Origin of the sequence: Hymenobacter koreensis (assembly GCF_039541855.1) — a bacterium.
Lineage (GTDB): Bacteria > Bacteroidota > Bacteroidia > Cytophagales > Hymenobacteraceae > Solirubrum > Solirubrum koreensis.
On sequence record NZ_BAABHA010000007.1, the window covers coordinates 26,839 to 46,519 of the forward strand.

The window sequence follows — 19,681 nt, forward strand, 5'->3', positions numbered from 1 at the left end:
GTTTAGGCGTGGTTGTGGTGGTTGATAAGCTGCGCCAGAAAACGTTCGGACACTTCCAGGGCGGCGGCAATGTCGGGCTGCTCCGCGTTTTCGAGCGGGTTGTGGCTGATGCCTTTGTAGCACCGCACGAACAGCATGGTGGCGGGAGCCACGGCCGAAATCGGCACCGCGTCGTGGCCCGCACCGCTGACCAGCTCGACTACCGGGTGCCCTGCACCGGCAATGGCTTGGGCCAGCAATTTATTCATTTCAGCATCGCACGCAACGGGCGCGGTTTGCTGAATGGGACTCCAGGTAAGGCCCAGGTCGCGGCGACGGGCAATGGCCAGGGCCTGCGCGTGTAAAGCTTCACATCCGGCTTGCAACTGTGCAGCGTCAGCGCTGCGTACGTCGAGGCTACAGGTAACCTCGCCCGAAATAACGTTGCTCGCGCTGTTGCGCACGTCCAGCTTGCCCACAGTAGCTACCAGGCGCTCTTTATGCGCCAGGCCGTATTGCTCTACGGCCAGCACAAACTCGGCGGCCCCGGCCAGGGCATCCTGCCGCATGTCCATGGGCACGGTGCCCGCGTGGCCGGCCATGCCGGTGAACGTGAGGCCCACGCGCTGCTGACCGGCAATGGCCGTAACCAGCGCCACCGGAATTTTCTTTTCCCACAGCACCGGCCCTTGCTCAATGTGGGCTTCGAAATAGCCCAGCCATTCATTGGCGGGCAGGGCATCGGAGGCCAGTTCCTGCACGTTGCCGCCCATCACGTCCAGGGCTTCGGCCAAACTAATGCCGCGGGCATCGGGCTTGGTGAGCAAGCTGAAATCGAAGGAGCCGGCCGCTACTTTGCTGCCGAGGTAAGTCGTGTGAAACCGCACGCCTTCCTCGTCGCTGAAGGCCATTAGCTCGATGTGAAAGGGCATATCGAGCGGGCGAGCGGCCAGTTGTTCCAGCAAATCCAGTCCCAGCAGCACGCCCAGCGGCCCATCGAAGGTGCCCGCGTTTACCACCGTGTCGATGTGCGAACCGATGACGAAGGTTCTGGCGCCGACGCGCTTGCTGAGCAGGCGCCCGCGTACGTTGCCAATGTTATCGATGCGCGTAACGAGGCCGGCAGCCTCCATCCAGGAACGCACCAGGGCGCTGCCGCGCACAAATGCAGGTGTACCGAAGGTGCGCGTTACGCCGTAATCGTCTTCGCTAATGGCGGCTAATTCCTGAATGCGTTGCAGCACGCGGGCCGCCCGTTCGGTATAGGTAAGCATTCAGGTTATTGGGTTAGGATTTCGCCTTGGTTGAGGCGGGTAAAGTGCGGGCGCTCATACACCGCAACGCCTTGTAAATAGGTTTGCTCTACCACGCCGCGCAGCTCTTGGCCCAGATACGGTGACACCTTGTGCTTGTGCTGCACCATGCCGGCCTCCACTGTGAATTGCTTTTCCGCGTCGAACACGAGTAAGTCGGCGTCGTAGCCTTTGGCAATCTGGCCTTTGCGGTGGCTCATCCCAATGAATTTTGCCGGGTTCGAGCTTAGCCACTTGCTGATATCGAGCAACGAAGCGCCCCGCTTTTCAGCGGCGGTCCAGAGCACGGGCAGCGCGAACTGCAAGGAGGCAATACCGCCCCAGGCGGTGGTAAAGTCGCCGGTTTCCAGCTGCTTGAGGTCGGGCGGCGCGGGCGAATGGTCGGTGGCTACAAAATCGATGAGGCCCGATTGCAGCGCCTGCCAGAGCTGCTCGTTGTTGCTCCGTTCCCGAATGGGCGGCGCGCACTTAAACTGCGTTTGGCCGTCGGCAATGTCCTCGGCGTTAAAGCACAGGTAATGTTGGCCGGTTTCTACCGTCAGCGGTAGTCCTTCGGCTTTGGCCGCGGCAATGGGCGCCAGCGAATTAGCCGATGACAAGTGCACGATGTGGGTGCGGCAGCCAGTTTCCCGGCACAGCCGAATCATCAGCGCCACCGCCTCGTCTTCCCAGGCTTTGGGGCGCGAGGCAAGGTAATTTGGGTACGAGCGTTTGTCGCGTTGCTTCCAGCTGTCATCGTTGTGGCTTAGCTCGCAATGCACTAGCAACGGCAAGCCGTGGCGGGCCAGCACGGGCATTATCCGGCGCAAATCAGCCTCGGTGGCGTTCGGAAAATCGTCGATACCCGAGTGCGTGAGAAAAGCTTTGAACCCGAGTACGCCGGCAGCAATGAGGCCTTCTACCTCGGCGGCATTACCCGGCACAATACCGCCCCAAAAGCCGCAATTGGTGTGCAACTGACCCTGAGTGGCCGCTAGCTTTTCCTGGAAATTGGTTACCGAAGTAGTTACCGGTGAAGAGTTTAACGGCATGTCCACCAGCGTGGTGAGGCCGCCGGCCAGCGCTGCTTTCGTAGCGGTGTCAAACCCTTCCCAATCGGTGCGGCCGGGCTCGTTGATGTGCACGTGCGGATCGATGACGCCGGGCATAATGGCGCAATCTTGCACGTCCTTTATGGGGCAGTCGACTGCGGTATCCAGTGGGACTACGTCGGCAATGCGGCCGGCTTGCAGCAGAACCAGCGCCGGGCGCACACCTTCGGGCGTAACTACGCGCTGGCTTTTTAGGGCTTTGTCTAGCATTCGGGGAAAGTTTCTTTTTACATTGGTAGCCCCTGTAGGGCCAATCAGCCACGGCACGCCGGGCGCGGAAGTCAGCTTTGGTCTGGCCGGACCGCGCTGGCGGCACTTGTGCCCTGCTTACGCTACCACAACCACCTCCCCTTTCCCCGAAGGCGCCGCGCCGGCGCCGTTGCTGCTGCTTGCATGATTCCGTTTCTTACCCTGTCTGTAGTTTTTCTGGTATTTGCCTTGCTGCTGGCGGGCAGCGCATTTTTGCACCGCTTAGCCGCTGCCGATAAAGCGGGCGGTAAGCTAGGTGAAAATGGCTTAACCATGCAAGGTTTTGGCTACGGCCTTACGCTGCTGGCCATATTGTTTGTGCTGGGCGTGCTGTACCTGTTCATTCAGGGCACGCCGTGGGAAGGCCACCTAATGGAGTGGCTGAACATTGTGGTGCGCCTGATGCACGTCACTTTCGGCATTGCCTGGATTGGTGCCTCATTCTACTTTGTGTTTCTGGAAAACGCACTGAACCGAACCGAAAACGTGCGCGAGGAACTGGCTGGTAACCTCTGGGCCGTGCACGGCGGCGGTTTTTATTACCTCGAAAAGTACAAGCTGGCGCCCAAGGAAATACCCAAAAGCCTGCACTGGTTTAAGTACGAAGCCTACTTCACCTGGCTCACCGGCTTCAGCCTGCTGTTTGTGGTATACTACTTTAACGCCGGCGCCATGCTCATCGACCCGCAGGTGCTAGACATTGCCCCGCTGGCCGGCGTGGGTATTGGCGTGGGTTCGTTTATAGTGGCCTGGCTGCTGTATGACGTCATCTGCAAGACTTCACTGGTGAAGAAAGGCCCGTGGTTTGCCGTTTTCGGGTTTCTGCTGGCCACGGCGTTTGCGTACTTCTACTGCCAGGTGTTCAGCGCACGGGCGGCCTACATTCACTTTGGGGCTATGCTGGGCACGCTGATGGTGGGCAACGTGTTCTTCACCATTATTCCGGCCCAAAAGGCCATGGTGAAAGCCGCCACGCTGGGCGAAACACTCGACCCCACGCTTGGCAAAAACGCCCTAACCCGCTCCCTACACAACAACTACTTCACATTGCCGGTGCTGTTTGTGATGGTGAGCAACCACTTCCCCAGCACCTTCGGCCACGCATTTCCGTGGGCCATGCTAGCCGCCATTGCGCTGGGTACAGCCGGAATCAAGCACTGGCTAAACCTGCGCGAGAAGCACCAGCCCAGCGGCTTGGTACTACCCATTTCGGCTGGCTTGCTGCTGGTTGTAGCCTTTGTCTCGGCTCCCAAAAACGACGCCAGCGGCGCTGCCACCTGCACGCCTAACGTGAGCCTAACGCAAGTGCAGGGCATTATTCAGCAACGGTGTGTGCAGTGCCACTCCTCCTCTCCCACCGACGACGTGTTTAAATCGGCCCCGAACGGCGTGGTGTACGACACGCCCGAGGACATTGTGCGCCTGAAGGACAAGATCATGCAGCGCGTGGTGGTAACCAAAACGATGCCCCAGAACAACAAAACCCACATGACCGAAGAGGAACGCAACCTCATCCGGTGCTGGATTGAGCAAGGCGCTGCTAATCAATGAGGAATTATTAATAAGGAGTGAAGAATGGGGAATTGTCATCCTGAGCAACGCGAAGGACCTTCTCGCCGCTGAACGACAATCGTAATGATGAATCGTTCATCTGGAAGAAGGTCCTTCGCGTTGCTCAGGATGACGGGCTGGTTTTTCGCCGTTAGCCCACGGCCAAGGTGCGCATGCTGATGCCGCCGTAACCCACTTCCTCAAAGGCGTGCGTAATGGGCTCGTCCTTCTCGGCCAGGGCCAGCGTGTACATCAGCGGCCAGTAATGGTCGGGAGTAGGTACCGAAAGCGCCCCGCTGGCGCCGGCATTTTGCACGTCGAACAAGCTGCGGAAGTCGCGCTGGTCAATTTTCGTTTTCACCCACTCGTCGAACTCGGTGGCCCAATCGTGGGGCGTGGCGTCGCCGGCCATGAGTTTGGGCATGCTTTGGCGCAGGTTGTGCACCACGTTGCCCGAGCCTACGATGAGCACACCTCGCTCGCGCAACTTTTGCAGCTGGGAGGCTAAAGCGAAATGCTGGGCGGCTGTTTTATATAAATCGAGGCTGAGTTGGAACACAGGTACATCGGCGGCCGGAAACAGGTGGTGCAATACCGTCCAGGTGCCGTGGTCGAGGCCCCATTCGTCGGAGCCGTGGAGGTCGGGCACCAGCTCCATGGCTTGTTTGGCGTACTCGGGGGAGCCGGGCGCTGGGTATTGCATGGCAAACAGCTCCTGCGGAAAGCCGCCGAAGTCGTGGATGGTTTCGGGCCGCTCGTTCAGGGTTACGAACGAGCCGCGCGTAAGCCAGTGCGCCGACACCACCAGAATGGCATTGGGCTTCTGACGCTGACGGATGTCTTCGCCCAGTTTCTTAATCCGACGGGTAAACGCGTTGTCTTCCAGCGCGTTCATGGGCGAACCGTGCCCAATGAAGAGCACCGGCATTTTCTCGCTACGCTGAAACGACGTGGATACTTTATGAAGGTCTTGCAGGTTCATGGCTTTGGAGGCAAACGGAAGCAGGGCCAGGGTCTTCAAAAAGGCTTTACGGTCCATGATAACTTCCTTAGGTACAACACAAAGGTCGGCTTCCCGTTGTCCCTATGCCTTGATGTATGGTAAGAAATCGGGGGTGAGGCTACGAAGAACCGGGGGCCGCCAACTCCCGCCGAATCCGGCTCAACGACTCCGGCGTAACGCCCAGATACGCCGCAATCATTTTCTGCGGCAGCCGTAGGGCCAGCGTGGGGTACGTTTGCACAAAGTCCACATACCGCTCTTCCGCCGACGCACTGAGCGTTAGCACCAGTCGCTTTTGCATGGCATGCATGCTGTTTTGCAGCAGCGCGTAGAAAAATGTGGCAAATTCCGGTGTCAGGGCCCGAAGCTGGTGGTAAAATGCAGCCTCGAAAAGCAGCACTTCGGCTTCTTCCACTGCATCAATGGCGAACAGCGCCGGTGTGCGATTGAGCAAGCTGTATTGGTCGGAAATCCACCACTGCTCGGGTGCAAACTGCAGGATATGCTCTTTGCCTTTGGCATCGACCACGAAGCTGCGCAGGCAGCCCCGCACCACAAAGGAGCCGTAACGGGCCGTTTCGCCGGCTGGTTGCAGCAACTCGTGGCGCCGAAGCAACCGCGGCTGAAACAGGCCTTCTATGCCCGCGAGCTGGTCGTCGGTCACAGGTAGCCGCTGCCGGAAATACGTGCGTAAAGCGTCGTAAGCCGATGGGTTCATGCAGGCAATATCGGTAGCCGTAGCGAGGGAAACGCAGGTGCTGGGCAGTTCATCGTGGTAGGGCTACCCGCCAAGCTAAGATCTGCCCGGAGCCTCTAGCTTAGCGTTGCACTTTCACACGCTTGTTATGCCTGCTCCCCAACTACCCACTGGCCCGAACCCGAGTACCCTGCACCCGCTGCCGCACCACCCCAAGCTGGTGTTTCTGAAGAACCTGATAACGCGGCCCAACATTGAAGTAGGCGACTACACGTACTACGACGACTTCGACGACCCCGCTAACTTCGAGCGGAACGTGCTCTACCACTTCGAGTTTATCGGCGACCGGCTCATCATCGGGAAGTTTTGCGCCATTGCCTCCGGCGTGAAGTTCATCATGAACGGCGGCAACCACGAAACCGCGCCCTTGTCTACCTTCCCCTTCGCCATTTTCGGTCACGGCTGGGAAAAGCTGATGCAGGGCGTGGACCTCCGCGAAAAGTACCCCAGCAAAGGCGACACCGTCATCGGCCACGACGTGTGGCTTGGGCACGGCGCTACCATTATGCCGGGCGTGCATATCGGCAACGGAGCCGTGGTGGCCACCGGGGCATTGGTCACGCAATCAGTGCCCGATTACGCAGTGGTGGGCGGCAATCCGGCCAAAATCCTGCGCCACCGATTCGATGCTGCCACCGTGGAGCGGCTGAACCGCTTGGCTTGGTGGAACTGGGATGCCGCCAAAATCACCCGTAACCTCCACCTAATCAACAGCACCGATATCGAGGCTCTGGAACGATGCGAATAACCGCCTCCGGTTTCACTTGAGCTTCGGACATCTTCCAGCCCACACTGGCGCCGTAACTGACAAAAATCATTGGCTCAAGCCGAGTGTTTTATTTGGACATTTTCTAAACAAGGCTTTCCTTTGCCTCAGTTTTGAATGATTCTAAATAAGCAAAATGTCCCACCCACTACCATTTCTGCTGCTTGCCACCCTCCCGCTGACTGGCACTCACCAACCAATAAGTAACTTTGAATCAACAACTACCAAGCTCGCATCTGATCCTGCGCAACCAGTGCCGGGCACTATTACGGGGCACGTAGTTCTCGCCGACGGACAGCCAGCCGACCAGGTTTCGGTGATGGTGAAGGGCACTACCATTGGCACCAGCACGGCTGCCGATGGCTCGTTTCGACTGAAACTACCGGCCGGTCGGCAAACGTTGGCCGTGGCTTACCTGGGCTATGAAACGCAGGAAGTGGTGGTAGACGTACCAGCGAAAGGCACCGTGAACGTGCCCACCATTACGCTGGCCAAAAGCGCCCAACAGCTGGCCGAAGTGCAAGTGCAGGCGTCGCGCAGCATCAACCAGCGGCCCACTGGCGTCAGCAAAATGCCCATCCGGCCCCTCGACCTACCACAGAGCGTGGTAACGGTAAACCAGCAGACGCTGGAGCAACAACAGGTGCTACGCTTGAGCGACGCGCTGGTGAACGTTAGCGGCATTTACATCACCAGCACCACCGGCGGCACGCAGGAAGAGTTGGGCAGCCGCGGCTTTGCGTACGGCTCGAACAACACGTTTAAAAACGGCGTGCGCTTCAACAATGGCGTAATGCCCGAAGCCAGCGCCCTGGAAAGTCTGGAAGTGCTAAAGGGCAGCGCCGCCATTCTCTACGGCAACGTGGCGGCCGGCGGGGTACTGAACTTGGTAACCAAGAAGCCGCGCTTTGAGCAAGGTGGCTCGGTGGGCCTGCGCACCGGCAGCTTCGGGTTCTGGAAACCCATGGTGGATGTGTACGGCGCCGTAGCTGGCTCCGATAAAGTGGCCTACCGCTTGAATGGCACCTACGAGCAGGGCAACAGTTTCCGCGACGAAGTAGAATCCAAGCGGTTCTACGTGAACCCCTCGTTGCTTTTCAAGCTCACGCCCAAAACCGACCTGCTGGTGGAAGCCGATTACCTCCGCGACAACCGCACACCCGATTTCGGCGTGGGCGCCATCGATTACCAGGTGCTGGAGTCGCGCAGCCGTTTCCTGAACGCGCCCGGCGCCCGCAACGCCACCCGGCAAACCGGCACCACCGCTACGCTTACCAGCCGCCTGAACGATACCTGGCAAGTGCGCGGCGTAGCCGGTTTTCAGCGTTACGACAACGAACAGCGCAGTGCCTCGCGCCCCGTGAGCATTAACAACGGCACCATGCCGGAAGTGCGCCGCAACGGCGTGGTGGTGTCGCCGGCCCACCCCAAAGCCAGCTTGCGCGGCGACTGGCTCCGCAGCCTGCAGCGCAGCCAAACCAATGAAAACTACTACTTGGCGCAGTTGGACCTAACGGGCAATTTCCACACCGGATCATTGGGTCATACGCTGCTCGTTGGGGCCGACGCCGACCAGTACCAAACCACCACGCTCAGCTACGTAGCGCAGGCTTACGACTCGCTTAATGTGCTCGACTGCGGCCGCACGCTGCGTCAGCCCGCTGTCCGCGCTACGGGTTTCGAGGACCTGCAGCGCAATGCGCTTAACCAGGGCAACACCCGCCGCGCCGGTTTCTACGTGCAGGATTTGCTAAGCATTTCCGACAAGCTTAAAGTGCTGGCCGGCCTGCGCTGGAGCTACCAGGAAACGCCCAGCGACGTGTACACCTACGCCACCGGCACCTTCACGCAAAATCGTCGTTTCGACGACGCCTTCTCGCCCCGCCTGGGCTTGGTGTACCAGCCGGTGAAAACGATGTCCATTTTTGCTTCCTATGCCAACTCGTTTCAGCCGAATACCGGTGTAGCCGTTTCCGGCGAAGCCCTGGCGCCTTCCACTTTCAACCAGTACGAAGTAGGCGTGAAGAACGACCTGCTGAACGGAGCTTTGTCGGCTAACGTAACGGCCTACCGCATCATAAACAGCAACATGGCCCAAACCTACCTCGGCCTGATCGACGGGAAGGTGAACAGCAACACCACCATTCGGGAGCTGGCCGGCGAAGTCACCAGCCAAGGGCTGGAGGTGGATGTGCAAAGCCGCCCGTACCTGGGCTGGTCGGCCATTGCGGGCTACAGCTATAACCACACCGCCTACACGAAAAGCAACATCTACGAAAGCGGCAGCCGCCTGCGCTACAACCCCGCCCACACCGCTAACCTGAGTTTGTTCTACGACTTCCAGAGTGCCTCTCTGAAGGGCCTGAGCGCCGGCATAACCAGCTATTATGTAGGAGACAAAGTAGCGGGCCGCAACCCGCGCACTTTTGTGAACGGCCAAGCCATTGAAGCCGCAAACGATGCCTACAAGCTCATTGCCGTGCCCAACTACCTGCTTTTCGATGCCTCGCTGGGCTATGCGTTCCAGCGCTTTTCGCTGCGCCTGAAACTAGCCAACCTGCTCGATGAGTTGAGCTACAACATGCACGATGACAACAGCGTGAACCCCATTGCGCCGCGTAACTACTCGGCCACGGCCACTTACAAGTTTTAAGTTGTCAGTCATTAGTTGTCAGTTGTCAGGGTCGATACAACTCCTTGACTAACAACGAGCAACCAACAACTCGCTTCCACTTTAATTTTTGCCTGCCGCTTACCCACCGAGTCGCCACGCTCGGTGGGTTTGACCTTCTGCTTTACTGCTGCACCATGAAGATTTTTTTTCGCAACATTCACCTTTACCTCAGCCTGGCATCGGGCCTCATCATAGCCATCGTATGCTTTACGGGCGCCGTGCTGGTGTTCGAAAAAGAGCTGGAGCAGGCCTTGCACCCCGAGCGATACTTTGTGCCGCAGGCCAGCAGCCAGAAACTTGCCCCGCAGCAGCTGGTGGAAGCCGTAACGGCGCAAGTGCCCAATGCTAAGGTCACCGGCCTTAAAATCTACGCTGACCCGCTGCGCACCGCCGAAGTTAACCTGGCCGGCGCTCCGGAAAGCGGTAGCATACGCCCCGGTGGCGAACAACAACAGGAAGCCCGCCGTGCCGAAGCCGGTAAAGGCAGCAAGGATGCCAAGGCCGGCAAAGGTGGCAAAGGCGGTGGCGAAGGGGGGCGTGGCCCAACTTATTTCGTGAACCCCTACACCGGCGCCGTTCTCGGGCCTTACAGCTACCGCGACACGTTCTTCTTCACCATGATGGCCCTGCACCGCGGCATGGTGGGCGGCCCCGTGGGCAAATGGATTGTGGGTACCAGCACTTTGCTGTTTCTGTTCATCATCCTCACCGGCTTGGTGTTGTGGGTGCCCGCCACCGGCAAAGTCCTCAAGCAACGCCTGAAAATAAAGTGGGACGCCAGCTGGAAACGCCTGAACCACGACCTGCACATCGTGCTCGGGTTTTATGCTGCGCTGTTCCTGTTTGTATTCGCTTTTACCGGCCTGGCGTGGTCGTTCGAGTGGTTTAACAACGGTATTTTCACCGTCACCAACTCCGACCCCAAAGGCCCCGAAGCCCCGAAATCGGCGGTAGTGCTGGACGGTGGCAAGCTGAATTTTACGCAGGCTTACACCGTAGCCCAGCAGCAAGTACCCGGCGCCCTCTCCTACGCTATAGCGCTACCCAAAGACTCCGCCGAAGCCATCCGGGTAATGACGACCACCGCTAACGCTGCCTACGATGGCGCTACCGACGAGCTGTACCTCGACCAATATACCGGGCGGCCGCTGGGCAAGCTCAACTTTGAAGACCGCAACCTGGGCCAGCGCGTACGCCGCACCTTCAAGCCCGTGCACACCGGCTCCATCTACGGCACGCCTTCCAAAATCGTGGCCTTAATCGTCTGCATCCTAGGCGTGACGTTCCCTATCACGGGCACCATCATGTGGCTGAACCGCCTGAAAAAGGAACAGAAGAAACAACGGAACCAGGCCGTAACGGCAGCAGCTTGAGGAATAGGAGCGTTCGGTCAAGCGCAAGCAAAATATGAGCTTCAACAAAAAGGCCCGACGGAAATCCGTCGGGCCTTTTTGTTGAAGTCGGCAAAGGTTAAAATGGTGGGTCTTCGTTAGCGAAGTTGCTGCGCGGGAACGGCTGCGGCGGAGGCGGCGCGTCGTTCATGCGCGAACCCAACCGGATGGTGTTCGGCGCGAAGCCGGCGTCGGGCTCATCGAAGTTGCTGGCGGGTAGCTGGCCAGTGTTGTAGCTCATGCCGCCCTCGTCGAACCCCCCAGCGCCATCCAGGTCGCCGAACTTAGTGAAGCGTCCGATGAACTTGAGCTGTACATTTTCCAAGGAGCCGTTACGGTGCTTGGCAATGATAACCTCGCCCATGCCCTGGGTGGGGTTGCCCATTTCGTCTTCGGTAATCTTGTAGTACTCGGGGCGGTACAGGAAGATTACCATGTCGGCGTCCTGCTCGATGGAGCCCGATTCACGCAGGTCACTCAGCTGCGGGCGTTTGTCGCCGCCGCGAGTTTCTACCGAACGCGACAACTGCGACAGGGCCAGCACCGGTACGTTCAGTTCCTTGGCAATGCCCTTCAGAGCCCGCGAAATCGAGGCAATTTCCTGTTCGCGGTTACCGGCGCCTTTACCACCATCCGAGTTGCCGGTCATCAACTGCAAGTAGTCGATGATGATCATCTGGATGTCGTGGTGGGCTTTCAGGCGGCGGCACTTGGTACGCAGCTCTCGGATGCTGAGCGCGGGCGTGTCGTCGATGAAGATGGGCGCCGCCGACAGCGAGGCAATCTTATGGTTAAGCTGCGCCCACTCGTAGTCGGCCAGGTTGCCCTTCTTGATTTTCTCCGAGTCCAGCTCAGCTTCTGCCGAAATCAGACGGTTAACCAGCTGAATGCTCGACATTTCAAGCGAGAAAATGGCTACCGGCTTCTTGAACTCCACGGCCGCGTTACGCATGGCCGAGACTACGAAAGCCGTTTTACCCATACCCGGACGGGCCGCAATAATCACCAAGTCAGACGGTTGCCAGCCGGAGGTAACGCGGTCCAAGGCCGTGAAGCCCGAAGGCACGCCGGTGAGGCCGTCTTTCTGATTTTTCTTCTCCTCCAGCTCCTTAATGGCCTTGCCCATCAGGCTGCGCATGTCGTCGAAGTTCTTGCGAATGTTCGATTCCGACACCTCAAACAGCGCCTGCTCGGTTTGGTCGAGCAGGTTGAACACGTCGGTGGTATCCTCAAATGCGTCGCGCTGGATTTCCGAAGCAATGCGGATCAGCTCGCGCTTGATGGAGTTTTCGGTGATGATACGGGCGTGGAATTCCACGTTGGCCGCCGAGTTCACCTTGTAAGTCAGTTGGGCCACATAGGGCGGTCCGCCGGCGGCTTCCAATTCGCCACGCTCGCGCAGCTCCTGGGTAACCGTCAGAATGTCAATCGGCTCCGATTTATCGAACAAGCCGAGAATGGACTGAAAGATGCGCTGGTGCCGGTCGTCGTAGAAGCTCTGGGGCTTCAGAATGTCGATAACCGTGGTCAGGGCATCCTTTTCGAGCATGAGCGCGCCCAATACGGCGGCTTCCAGCTCGCGGGCTTGAGGGGGTAGCTTGCCGGTGGGGCTCGTCGGGAAAACCGGCTTGTTTTTCCAAGCGGTTTGGGCCCGCGCGGCCAGCTGTTTTACGCGGCTATTGCTCTCATCCATCATTGCGTGCGGCAGGTCTCTAAGTCCGAAGGTACGGCGAAGGGGCTACAAAACTACGGGTCGAGGAGCTATTTGTCGCCGTTGATTTGCCACATTGTTTTCGCTACTTTGCCTCAATTGGCTGAGGGCAAGCTGCTCCGGCTTGGGCGCGTTCGTTACCTTTGCGGCCCGGCTTAGCTTAAATTTAGGCCGGTTTTATTCAGCTAGCGCCTCCACCTGCCCGCATGGCCCAACCTTCTTACCGGCGCGTCCACCTTATTGCGGTGGGCGGCAGCATCATGCACAACCTGGCCCTGGCCCTGCACCGCCAAGGCGTGCACGTCACCGGCTCCGACGACGAAATTTTTGACCCTGCCCGCACCCGCCTGGCCGCGGCTGGTTTGCTACCCGCCGCAGAAGGCTGGAACGCCGACAGCATTACAGCCGACCTCGACGCGGTGATTGTGGGTATGCACGCCCGCCCCGATAACCCCGAGCTGCACCGCGCCCAAGAACTGGGCCTGCGCATTTTCTCATTCCCCGAGTTCATTTACGAAGCCTCCAAGGACAAGCAGCGCATCGTTATCGGCGGCTCGCACGGCAAAACCAGCATCACCTCGCTTATTCTGCACGTGCTCCGCCACCACGGCCGCGACTTCGACTACGCCGTGGGCGCACAGCTGGAAGGATTCGATTTGATGGTAAAGCTGACCGATTCGGCGCCTATCATCATCATTGAGGGCGACGAGTACCTGTCGTCGCCGGTGGACCGGCGGCCGAAGTTTCACCTGTACCAGCACCACATCGGGGTTATTTCGGGCATCAGCTGGGACCATATTAACGTGTTCCCAACCGAGGAAAACTACCGTGAGCAGTTCGCCATTTTTGCTCGCATGACGCCCAAAGCCGGCGCCCTCATTTTCGACCGCGACGACGAGCAGGCCCAGCTGGTCAGTGTACCCTCGAACGAGGACGTGAAGTACATTCCCTATGGACCGCACGAGCACGTTATCAAGAACGGGGTAACGTCGCTCGTCACCAAGAAAGACGAGGTAGTGCCCATTCAGGTATTCGGCGAGCATAACCTGCGCAACATTTCGGCGGCCAAGGAAGTGTGCAAGCTCCTGGGCATCAAAGGCAAGGACTTCTATGAAGCCGTGGCCACGTTTAAAGGAGCCGCACGCCGCCTAGAGTTGCTGAGGCAAAGCGACACGTCGGTGGTGTACAAGGACTTTGCTCACGCTCCTTCCAAGCTGAAAGCCACGGCCAACGCCCTGAAGCAGCAGTTTCCGAAGCGCAAGCTGGTGGCTTGCCTGGAGCTGCACACGTTCAGCTCGCTCAACCCGGCGTTTTTGCCCCAGTACGAGGGCACATTTGATGCGCCCGATGTGGCGGTGGTTTACTTCAATCCTCATGTGCTGGAGCACAAGCGCCTGCCCCCACTCAGTCCGGCGCAGGTAGCTGCCGCTTTCCAGCGGCCCGATGTGCAAGTATTCACCGACAGCAAGCAGCTGGCCGCGTTTCTGCAGCAACAGGACTGGCAAAACGCTAATCTACTGATGATGTCGTCGGGCACTTTTGATGGGCTGGACCTATCCAAGCTAGCAGCTCAGGTGACGGAAGCGTAAGTGCCTCACCCCCCGGCCCCCTCTCCTAGGGGAGAGGGGGAGCCTGGTGTCAGCAACCTCAGCAACCTCAGCAACGACGGCGGGGCCGGCAAGCTAAGCTTGCCGGCCCCGCCCGGTTCCGCGCAGGTCGCGCCATCCGCTTCGCTCACATGCCTTCGCCGGCAACGCCCTTCGGTTTCTAACATTCCGGCCCCCCACTGGTGGCACATGCTTTGTCGGTCTGTGTAGGACAGTGGTGGGTTCGGGCAAGTCACTACTTTTAAGGCCATGAAACCTGCTCTTCTTCTCCTGCACGGCGCGCTGGGCTCGGCGCAGCAACTGCAGCCGCTGGCCGATTTACTGGCTCCTCACTTTACAGTGCAAACGCTCAACTTCAGCGGGCACGGTGGCCGCGAACTGATTCCTGGTGAGTTTACCATGAGGCACTTCGCTCAGGAAATCAACCAGTTCATTGCGGCAAAGAGCTTGACTGAGGTGCACGTATTCGGTTACAGCATGGGCGGCTACGCCGCACTGCTGGCAGCTACCGAACAGCCGCAGGTGTTTCGCTCCATTACCACGCTGGGCACCAAGTTCGACTGGTCGCCAGAGGGCGCGGCGGCCGAAGCCCAAATGCTGAACCCGGAGAAATTGCAGGCCAAAGTACCTCAGTTTGCCGAGCAGCTGGCCCGCTTGCACGCGCCTGCCCCCTGGCAAGGAGTGGTAACGGCCACCGCTCAAATGATGCAGGATTTAGGAAACGCTCCTGCCCTGCACGAGTTGAATTTGTCGCAGCTCACGGTGCCCGTGCAGGTACTGGTGGGCGAACTGGACAAAACGGCCGGCGTGGAAGATTCGCGTCAGTTCGCGCTTTACCTCGTGAATGGCAGCTTCGAGGTGCTGCCCGCCACACCCCACCCACTCGACCGCGCCAATATCCGTGACTTAGCGGACCGGACTGCCCAGTTTATTGCCGCTAATTCATAGGCGGAACAGGCGTGTTGTATATAAGTAGGGCCCACCAAACTGGTGGGCCCTTCTATTTCTTATCCGATGGCAAAGGCGGAGCCGGCCGCCGCCGGTCAGAAACCAGAAGCAGCGCTGCGGCGGTAAGGGCGAGTCGCCAGATCCAGGTGCGGTTCATTTGCGGGAATTGCTGGTCGGGAAGAAGGTATTGTTCTGTTGTACGCTCAGGTCGCAGCTGGCGCCGCCGCCGCTTTCTTCGCAGCTGGTACCCACTATCTGGCTGCCCTCGAAGTTAAAAAAGCAGAACTGGCAACCGCTGCTTTCGATAACGTAGCGTTCGGCTGCCGAAGTCAGGTACAGGCTGTTGTCGGTGGAAAGCTGCAGCGGCATGGCCATGGCCCGAAACCGGCCGTTGCGCAGCCCCAAACCCACCAGGTAATACACTGGCTTTTCTTTGGCGTTGCCCTGCACTTTGCGCACCAAGGCTTTATCCACCACAGTGCCGTCGTTAAACTGGCGGGTGAAATTCTTGATCAGCTGCTCGCGCGAGACGCTGTACTGCACTTTGCCCTCGGACACTTCGGCTACCAAGTGACTGGGCGAATCCAGCCGGCCGATACTCTCTTCGCTGTCGGTGGTGGGGTTACTGACTTCGGGGAAGCCCTGTTTGGAGGTTTCGCAGGCACCCAAAACCACAAGTAGGCCCGTGGCCAGAAGTAAACGAGCCCGAAGTGACATGGAACGGAGGAGTATGGAAGGAGAAAAGTGCATTCGTTAGCGGGCTGTGTAATATTTCTGCGCCTCGGGCAACATGCGCTGAATGTCGCCGATGCGGGTTTCGTTTGAGGGGTGCGTAGAGAGAAATTCGGGGGGCGAAGCGCCGTTTTCGCGGCCGGCCATGCGCTGCCAGAAGGATACGGCGCCGTTGGGGTCGTAGCCGGCAATAGCCATAAATATCAGGCCCAGCCGGTCGGCTTCGCTTTCCTGGTTGCGCCCGTAGCGCAGTAGCCCCAACGAGGAGCCAACGCCAAATGCCTGTAATGCCACTTGCTGCGTGGTAGCGGAGTTGGTGGCCAGCGCCGCCGACAAAGCCTGTCCGCCAAGCTGTTGTACCAAACCCTGGCTCATGCGTTCGTTGCCGTGTTTGGCTACGGCGTGGGCAATTTCGTGGCCCATTACCACGGCCAGGCCGTTCTCATCGGCGGTTATGGGCAAGATGCCGGTGTACACCGCCGTTTTGCCGCCGGGCATGGCCCAGGCGTTTTGCTGGGCGTCGTCTTCAATCAGGTTAAACTCCCAGGCGTACCCGTCGAGCTGACCTTGCTGGTTTTGCTGACGGAAGTAGGTTTCCACCGCGCTTTGGATGCGCTGGCCCACGCGCCGCACCATGGCGGTTTGGGTGGAGTTGGTCGACAAGCGGCTCTTGCTGATAACTTCCTGGTACTGCTGTGCGGCCAAGGCGTTTATTTCGGCATCCGAAACCAAACTTAACTGTCGGCGGCCGGTAATGGGCACCGTGGAGCAGCCAACGGCCGTTGACAGCGCCACAGCCAGCATGATTTTCTTGAACATAAGGGTGGTGCGTTGATGGAAAAGAAAGCACTGCTGCGCGTACAGCCGAGCTTAACTGCCCCTCCGTGCAACCGGCGGCATGCTTCGTATACGACTGCGGCCCCCGAAAGTGTTGTGCGACGCTAACAGGCGCGGATCTTTTGCGTAAGCAGCGGCAACCTTCGGCGCGGTTTCCCGCCTGTGCCGAATCGTGTACTTTTGTTTGCATCGGTCGTATTGCCGCTTTCCCGACCTTCCTCCGACCCCGTTTCGCTATGAAGATTCTCTGCATCGGCCGCAACTATGCCGAGCACATTGCCGAGCTGAAAAACGAAGTTCCCGACGAGCCCGTCATCTTCCTGAAGCCCGACACGGCGCTGCTGCAGCGCAACCAACCGTTTTTTTACCCCGATTTTACCCAGGACATTCACCACGAAGTGGAGCTGGTGCTGCGCGTGAGCAAGAACGGCCGCCACATCGAGGAAAAGTTTGCCCATACTTACTTCGATGCCATTGGGCTGGGGCTGGATTTAACGGCCCGCGACCTGCAAAGCAAGCTCAAAAGCAAAGGTTTGCCCTGGGAACTAGCCAAGGGCTTCGACGGCTCGGCCCCACTCTCTAACACGTTTAAAGACGTGAGCGAGTTTGCCGATCTGAAGAACATCAACTTCCGGCTCGACGTGAACGGCGAAACGCGCCAGCAGGGCAATTCGGGCCTGATGCTCCACGATTTCAGCAAAATTATCAGCTACGTGTCGCGCTTCATCACCCTGAAAATGGGCGACCTGATTTTCACCGGCACGCCCAGCGGCGTGGGTCCCATTCGGGTGGGCGACCGGCTGGAAGGCTACCTCGAAAACGAGAAGCTGCTCGATTTACACGTAAAATAGGCCGTGTCGGCTGCCTCACCCCAGCCAACACGGCTTTCTACTGCCTGCTAAACCCTGATGCGCTGGCCGCTGCCCAACGGCCGCTGCTTGGTGGTTACGGCGTTTTACCTCCTGCCCACTCCTCCCCGTTGCACTGTGTTGTTGAATCGTTCGTTTAAAACCTGGCTGCTGGCGCTGCCCGCCTTGCTGCTTTTGCTTTCGGCCTCGTTGCCGCCCGCTTGCTCCACCAACGCGCCAAAAGCGGAACGCCCCGCTTCCGCGAAGCCGGCCGCGGCCCAAACCACCCCGCCCGACAGCAGCCTGCGCGGCTATTTTCTGTTCCCGATTAAGCCCGGAAAGCCCAATTTGCTGGCGGCCAGCATGGGCGAGCTGCGCCCAAACCACTTCCACGGCGGCCTCGATATCAAAACCGACGGCGGAGTGGACCGCCCGGTGTACGCCTCGGCCGAAGGCTACATTTCCCGAATTAAGCAGTCGTCGTTTGGCTACGGCAACGTGCTGTACATCACGCACCCGAACGGCCTGACCACGGTGTACGCCCACCTCAACCACTTTAAGGGCCCGGTGGCGGCCGAGCTACTGAAGCGCCAGTACGAAAAGCAGACCTACGAGCTGGAGCTGTTCTTTCAACCGGGGCAGTTCCCCGTGACCAAGGGCGAAATAGTAGCTTTATCGGGCAACACGGGCGGTTCAGCGGGCCCGCACCTGCACTGGGAAGTGCGCGACGCCAAGGATAACCAGCTGAACCCGCTGCGGTGGGGTGGTTTTGCCGAAATTCAGGACCACGTGCCGCCCACCGCCGTGATGGTGGCCGTGGAGCCCCTCAGCATTGACGGCCGCGTGCAGGGCCGATTCGAAAAACGCTTGTTTACGCCCACCGGAACGCCCGCCACGGGGTTTACCGTGGCCGATACCATTCCGGCCAGCGGTACTGTGGGCCTGCTGTTGCAAGCCTTCGACCGATTCGACAACGCCTGGAACAAGAACGGCCTGCAGCGCATCGACATAACCGTGAACGGCAAGCCGCTTTTCTCGCACGTCATCGACGGCATCGGCTTTCCCGCTGAGTCGCGCCAGGTAAACCACCACGTCGATTACGAGTACATGATGTCGGGCGGCCGCACCATGGAAAAACTGTGGGTGGATGAGGGCAACACCCTGCCCATTTACCGCACCGGCCCTTCGAAAGGCAAGCTGCGCGTAGAGCCGGGGCAGGTGTACACCGTGGAAATGCGCCTCGCCGATTCGTACGGCAACACCACGCCCCTGCGCATGGTGTTGCGCGGTGTAACGGCCGATTATTGGCAAACGCGTAGCGCCGCCGTTGCTCGCCCCACCCTGCGCTACGACGTGCTGCGCAACATTCTGCGCGTAACCGTAGACGACACGGCCAAGCAAGCGCCTAACCTCACGCTGCTCCGCGACACGCGCCAGCTGCAGCTCAAACCCAGCTACACCGACCAATCGCGCAGCATTTACCTCTACGACCTGCGCGCCGGCCTGCCCGACTCCTTGCGTTTCCCCGGCCTGAAGAAAGCCCAGCGTTTCGACCGACAAGTAGCCATTCCGGCCGGCATCGAGCAGCTGTTTGCCAATCAGTTTATGAGCCTGACGTTTAGCCCGCGCACGGTTTTCGACACGCTGTACTTGCAAACCGCCTATAAAGACGGCCTCTGGACTATACAGAACGCACGTACGCCTATTCAGGAAGCCCTGCGTGTTACCCTGAAGCCGCCGGTGCCGGTGGTCGACAAAGCCCGCTCGGCGGTGTACATGGTGCGCGGAAACGCCAAAATCTGGCAGGGCAATAAATGGGAAGGCGAAACCATCAGCTTTGCCACCCGCATTTTCGGCCAATACCGCATTCTTACCGATACCATTCCGCCCTCGGCGCGCCTGATCAGCAAAGGCGCGAACGGCCTCGTGTTTAAAGTAGGCGACAACCTTTCCGGCCTGGCTAGCTACGCCCTAACGGTAAATGGCCAGTGGCGGCGCCTGCGCTTCGAGCACAAGAACTCCACCTTGTTTACCGAGCGGCAGGACACCCTGGGACCGGCCCTGCGCGGCCCCGCCACCCTGCGCATAACCGACCAGGCCGGCAACGAAAAGGTGCTACAGTTCACGCTGTAGCACCAGCGCCGTCCGTTGCACTTGCCCCTCCTTGCGCCTACTCTATAGCTCTGGGCTGAAGCCCAAACCTTCATCCAGGAAATCAAGTAAC

At 59.2% G+C, this 19,681-nt stretch carries 15 protein-coding genes; 8 read left to right on the plus strand and 7 right to left on the minus strand.

From position 1 onward, the window contains the following. Nucleotides 1-2 precede the first annotated feature (2 nt). Together ABD903_RS11795 and allB are read right to left on the minus strand one after the other, a co-directional pair. Nucleotides 3-1,253, minus strand: coding sequence for an allantoate amidohydrolase (locus ABD903_RS11795; protein WP_345224438.1), 1,251 nt, complete (start codon nt 1,251-1,253; stop codon nt 3-5). Nucleotides 1,254-1,258: 5 nt separating this feature from the next. Then, on the minus strand, nt 1,259-2,593 hold the full coding sequence (gene allB, locus ABD903_RS11800; RefSeq protein ID WP_345224440.1) for an allantoinase AllB: 1,335 nt from the start codon (nt 2,591-2,593) through the stop codon (nt 1,259-1,261). A gap of 183 nt (nt 2,594-2,776) precedes the next feature. Between allB and ABD903_RS11805 the strand changes: the two genes are divergently transcribed. Further along, a complete protein-coding gene (locus tag ABD903_RS11805; protein WP_345224442.1) occupies nt 2,777-4,183 on the plus strand; it encodes a urate hydroxylase PuuD in 1,407 nt (468 codons plus the stop codon). Nucleotides 4,184-4,334: 151 nt separating this feature from the next. Here the strand turns inward: ABD903_RS11805 and ygiD are convergent, their stop codons facing one another. Next, nucleotides 4,335-5,222: a 4,5-DOPA-extradiol-dioxygenase gene (gene ygiD, locus ABD903_RS11810; protein ID WP_345224444.1), complete on the minus strand. Its 888-nt coding sequence runs from the start codon at nt 5,220-5,222 to the stop codon at nt 4,335-4,337. Nucleotides 5,223-5,304: 82 nt separating this feature from the next. Beyond that, on the minus strand, nt 5,305-5,904 hold the full coding sequence (locus ABD903_RS11815; RefSeq protein ID WP_345224446.1) for a Crp/Fnr family transcriptional regulator: 600 nt from the start codon (nt 5,902-5,904) through the stop codon (nt 5,305-5,307). Between the two features lie 127 nt (nt 5,905-6,031). On the opposite strand from ABD903_RS11815, the gene ABD903_RS11820 reads away from it, so the two are divergent. From ABD903_RS11820 to ABD903_RS11830, 3 genes are all read left to right on the plus strand, one after another. Continuing rightward, the gene (locus ABD903_RS11820; protein WP_345224448.1) at nt 6,032-6,691 is read left to right on the plus strand and encodes a CatB-related O-acetyltransferase; all 660 of its coding nucleotides are present in this window, start codon (nt 6,032-6,034) and stop codon (nt 6,689-6,691) included. 271 nt (nt 6,692-6,962) lie between these two features. After that, a complete protein-coding gene (locus tag ABD903_RS11825) occupies nt 6,963-9,362 on the plus strand; it encodes a TonB-dependent siderophore receptor (RefSeq protein WP_345224449.1) in 2,400 nt (799 codons plus the stop codon). Nucleotides 9,363-9,517: 155 nt separating this feature from the next. Next, a complete protein-coding gene (locus ABD903_RS11830) occupies nt 9,518-10,756 on the plus strand; it encodes a PepSY-associated TM helix domain-containing protein (RefSeq protein WP_345224451.1) in 1,239 nt (412 codons plus the stop codon). A 97-nt stretch (nt 10,757-10,853) separates the two neighbouring features. Here the strand turns inward: ABD903_RS11830 and dnaB are convergent, their stop codons facing one another. After that, entirely contained in the window at nt 10,854-12,467 is a 1,614-nt protein-coding gene (gene dnaB / locus ABD903_RS11835) for a replicative DNA helicase (protein WP_425555473.1), read from the minus strand. Between the two features lie 224 nt (nt 12,468-12,691). Between dnaB and ABD903_RS11840 the strand changes: the two genes are divergently transcribed. Next, nucleotides 12,692-14,074: a UDP-N-acetylmuramate--L-alanine ligase gene (locus ABD903_RS11840; protein WP_345224454.1), complete on the plus strand. Its 1,383-nt coding sequence runs from the start codon at nt 12,692-12,694 to the stop codon at nt 14,072-14,074. Nucleotides 14,075-14,341: 267 nt separating this feature from the next. Continuing rightward, a complete protein-coding gene (locus tag ABD903_RS11845) occupies nt 14,342-15,040 on the plus strand; it encodes an alpha/beta fold hydrolase (protein ID WP_345224456.1) in 699 nt (232 codons plus the stop codon). A gap of 153 nt (nt 15,041-15,193) precedes the next feature. Here the strand turns inward: ABD903_RS11845 and ABD903_RS11850 are convergent, their stop codons facing one another. Then, nucleotides 15,194-15,757, minus strand: coding sequence for a hypothetical protein (locus ABD903_RS11850; protein WP_345224458.1), 564 nt, complete (start codon nt 15,755-15,757; stop codon nt 15,194-15,196). A 36-nt stretch (nt 15,758-15,793) separates the two neighbouring features. Next, nucleotides 15,794-16,591: a M48 family metallopeptidase gene (locus ABD903_RS11855; RefSeq protein WP_345224460.1), complete on the minus strand. Its 798-nt coding sequence runs from the start codon at nt 16,589-16,591 to the stop codon at nt 15,794-15,796. A gap of 254 nt (nt 16,592-16,845) precedes the next feature. Here ABD903_RS11855 and ABD903_RS11860 point away from each other — a divergent pair, with 254 nt between their 5' ends. Together ABD903_RS11860 and ABD903_RS11865 are read left to right on the plus strand one after the other, a co-directional pair. Beyond that, complete coding sequence (locus ABD903_RS11860; RefSeq protein WP_345224462.1) at nt 16,846-17,460, plus strand: fumarylacetoacetate hydrolase family protein; 615 nt, start codon at nt 16,846-16,848, stop codon at nt 17,458-17,460. Between the two features lie 57 nt (nt 17,461-17,517). Next, entirely contained in the window at nt 17,518-19,590 is a 2,073-nt protein-coding gene (locus tag ABD903_RS11865) for a M23 family metallopeptidase (RefSeq protein ID WP_345224464.1), read from the plus strand. Nucleotides 19,591-19,681 lie beyond the last annotated feature (91 nt).

Bases quoted from the DNA above. Each gene is read 5' to 3' on its own strand.
- allB (WP_345224440.1), bottom strand. From the start codon at position 2,593: ATGCTAGACAAAGCCCTAAAAAGCCAGCGCGTAGTTACGCCCGAAGGT.
- ygiD (WP_345224444.1), bottom strand. From the start codon at position 5,222: ATGGACCGTAAAGCCTTTTTGAAGACCCTGGCCCTGCTTCCGTTTGCC.
- ABD903_RS11860 (WP_345224462.1), top strand. From the start codon at position 16,846: ATGAAGATTCTCTGCATCGGCCGCAACTATGCCGAGCACATTGCCGAG.
- ABD903_RS11850 (WP_345224458.1), bottom strand. From the start codon at position 15,757: ATGTCACTTCGGGCTCGTTTACTTCTGGCCACGGGCCTACTTGTGGTT.
- ABD903_RS11845 (WP_345224456.1), top strand. From the start codon at position 14,342: ATGAAACCTGCTCTTCTTCTCCTGCACGGCGCGCTGGGCTCGGCGCAG.
- ABD903_RS11795 (WP_345224438.1), bottom strand. From the start codon at position 1,253: ATGCTTACCTATACCGAACGGGCGGCCCGCGTGCTGCAACGCATTCAG.
- ABD903_RS11830 (WP_345224451.1), top strand. From the start codon at position 9,518: ATGAAGATTTTTTTTCGCAACATTCACCTTTACCTCAGCCTGGCATCG.
- dnaB (WP_425555473.1), bottom strand. From the start codon at position 12,467: ATGGATGAGAGCAATAGCCGCGTAAAACAGCTGGCCGCGCGGGCCCAA.
- ABD903_RS11805 (WP_345224442.1), top strand. From the start codon at position 2,777: ATGATTCCGTTTCTTACCCTGTCTGTAGTTTTTCTGGTATTTGCCTTG.
- ABD903_RS11865 (WP_345224464.1), top strand. From the start codon at position 17,518: ATGCGCTGGCCGCTGCCCAACGGCCGCTGCTTGGTGGTTACGGCGTTT.
- ABD903_RS11820 (WP_345224448.1), top strand. From the start codon at position 6,032: ATGCCTGCTCCCCAACTACCCACTGGCCCGAACCCGAGTACCCTGCAC.
- ABD903_RS11815 (WP_345224446.1), bottom strand. From the start codon at position 5,904: ATGAACCCATCGGCTTACGACGCTTTACGCACGTATTTCCGGCAGCGG.
- ABD903_RS11840 (WP_345224454.1), top strand. From the start codon at position 12,692: ATGGCCCAACCTTCTTACCGGCGCGTCCACCTTATTGCGGTGGGCGGC.
- ABD903_RS11855 (WP_345224460.1), bottom strand. From the start codon at position 16,591: ATGTTCAAGAAAATCATGCTGGCTGTGGCGCTGTCAACGGCCGTTGGC.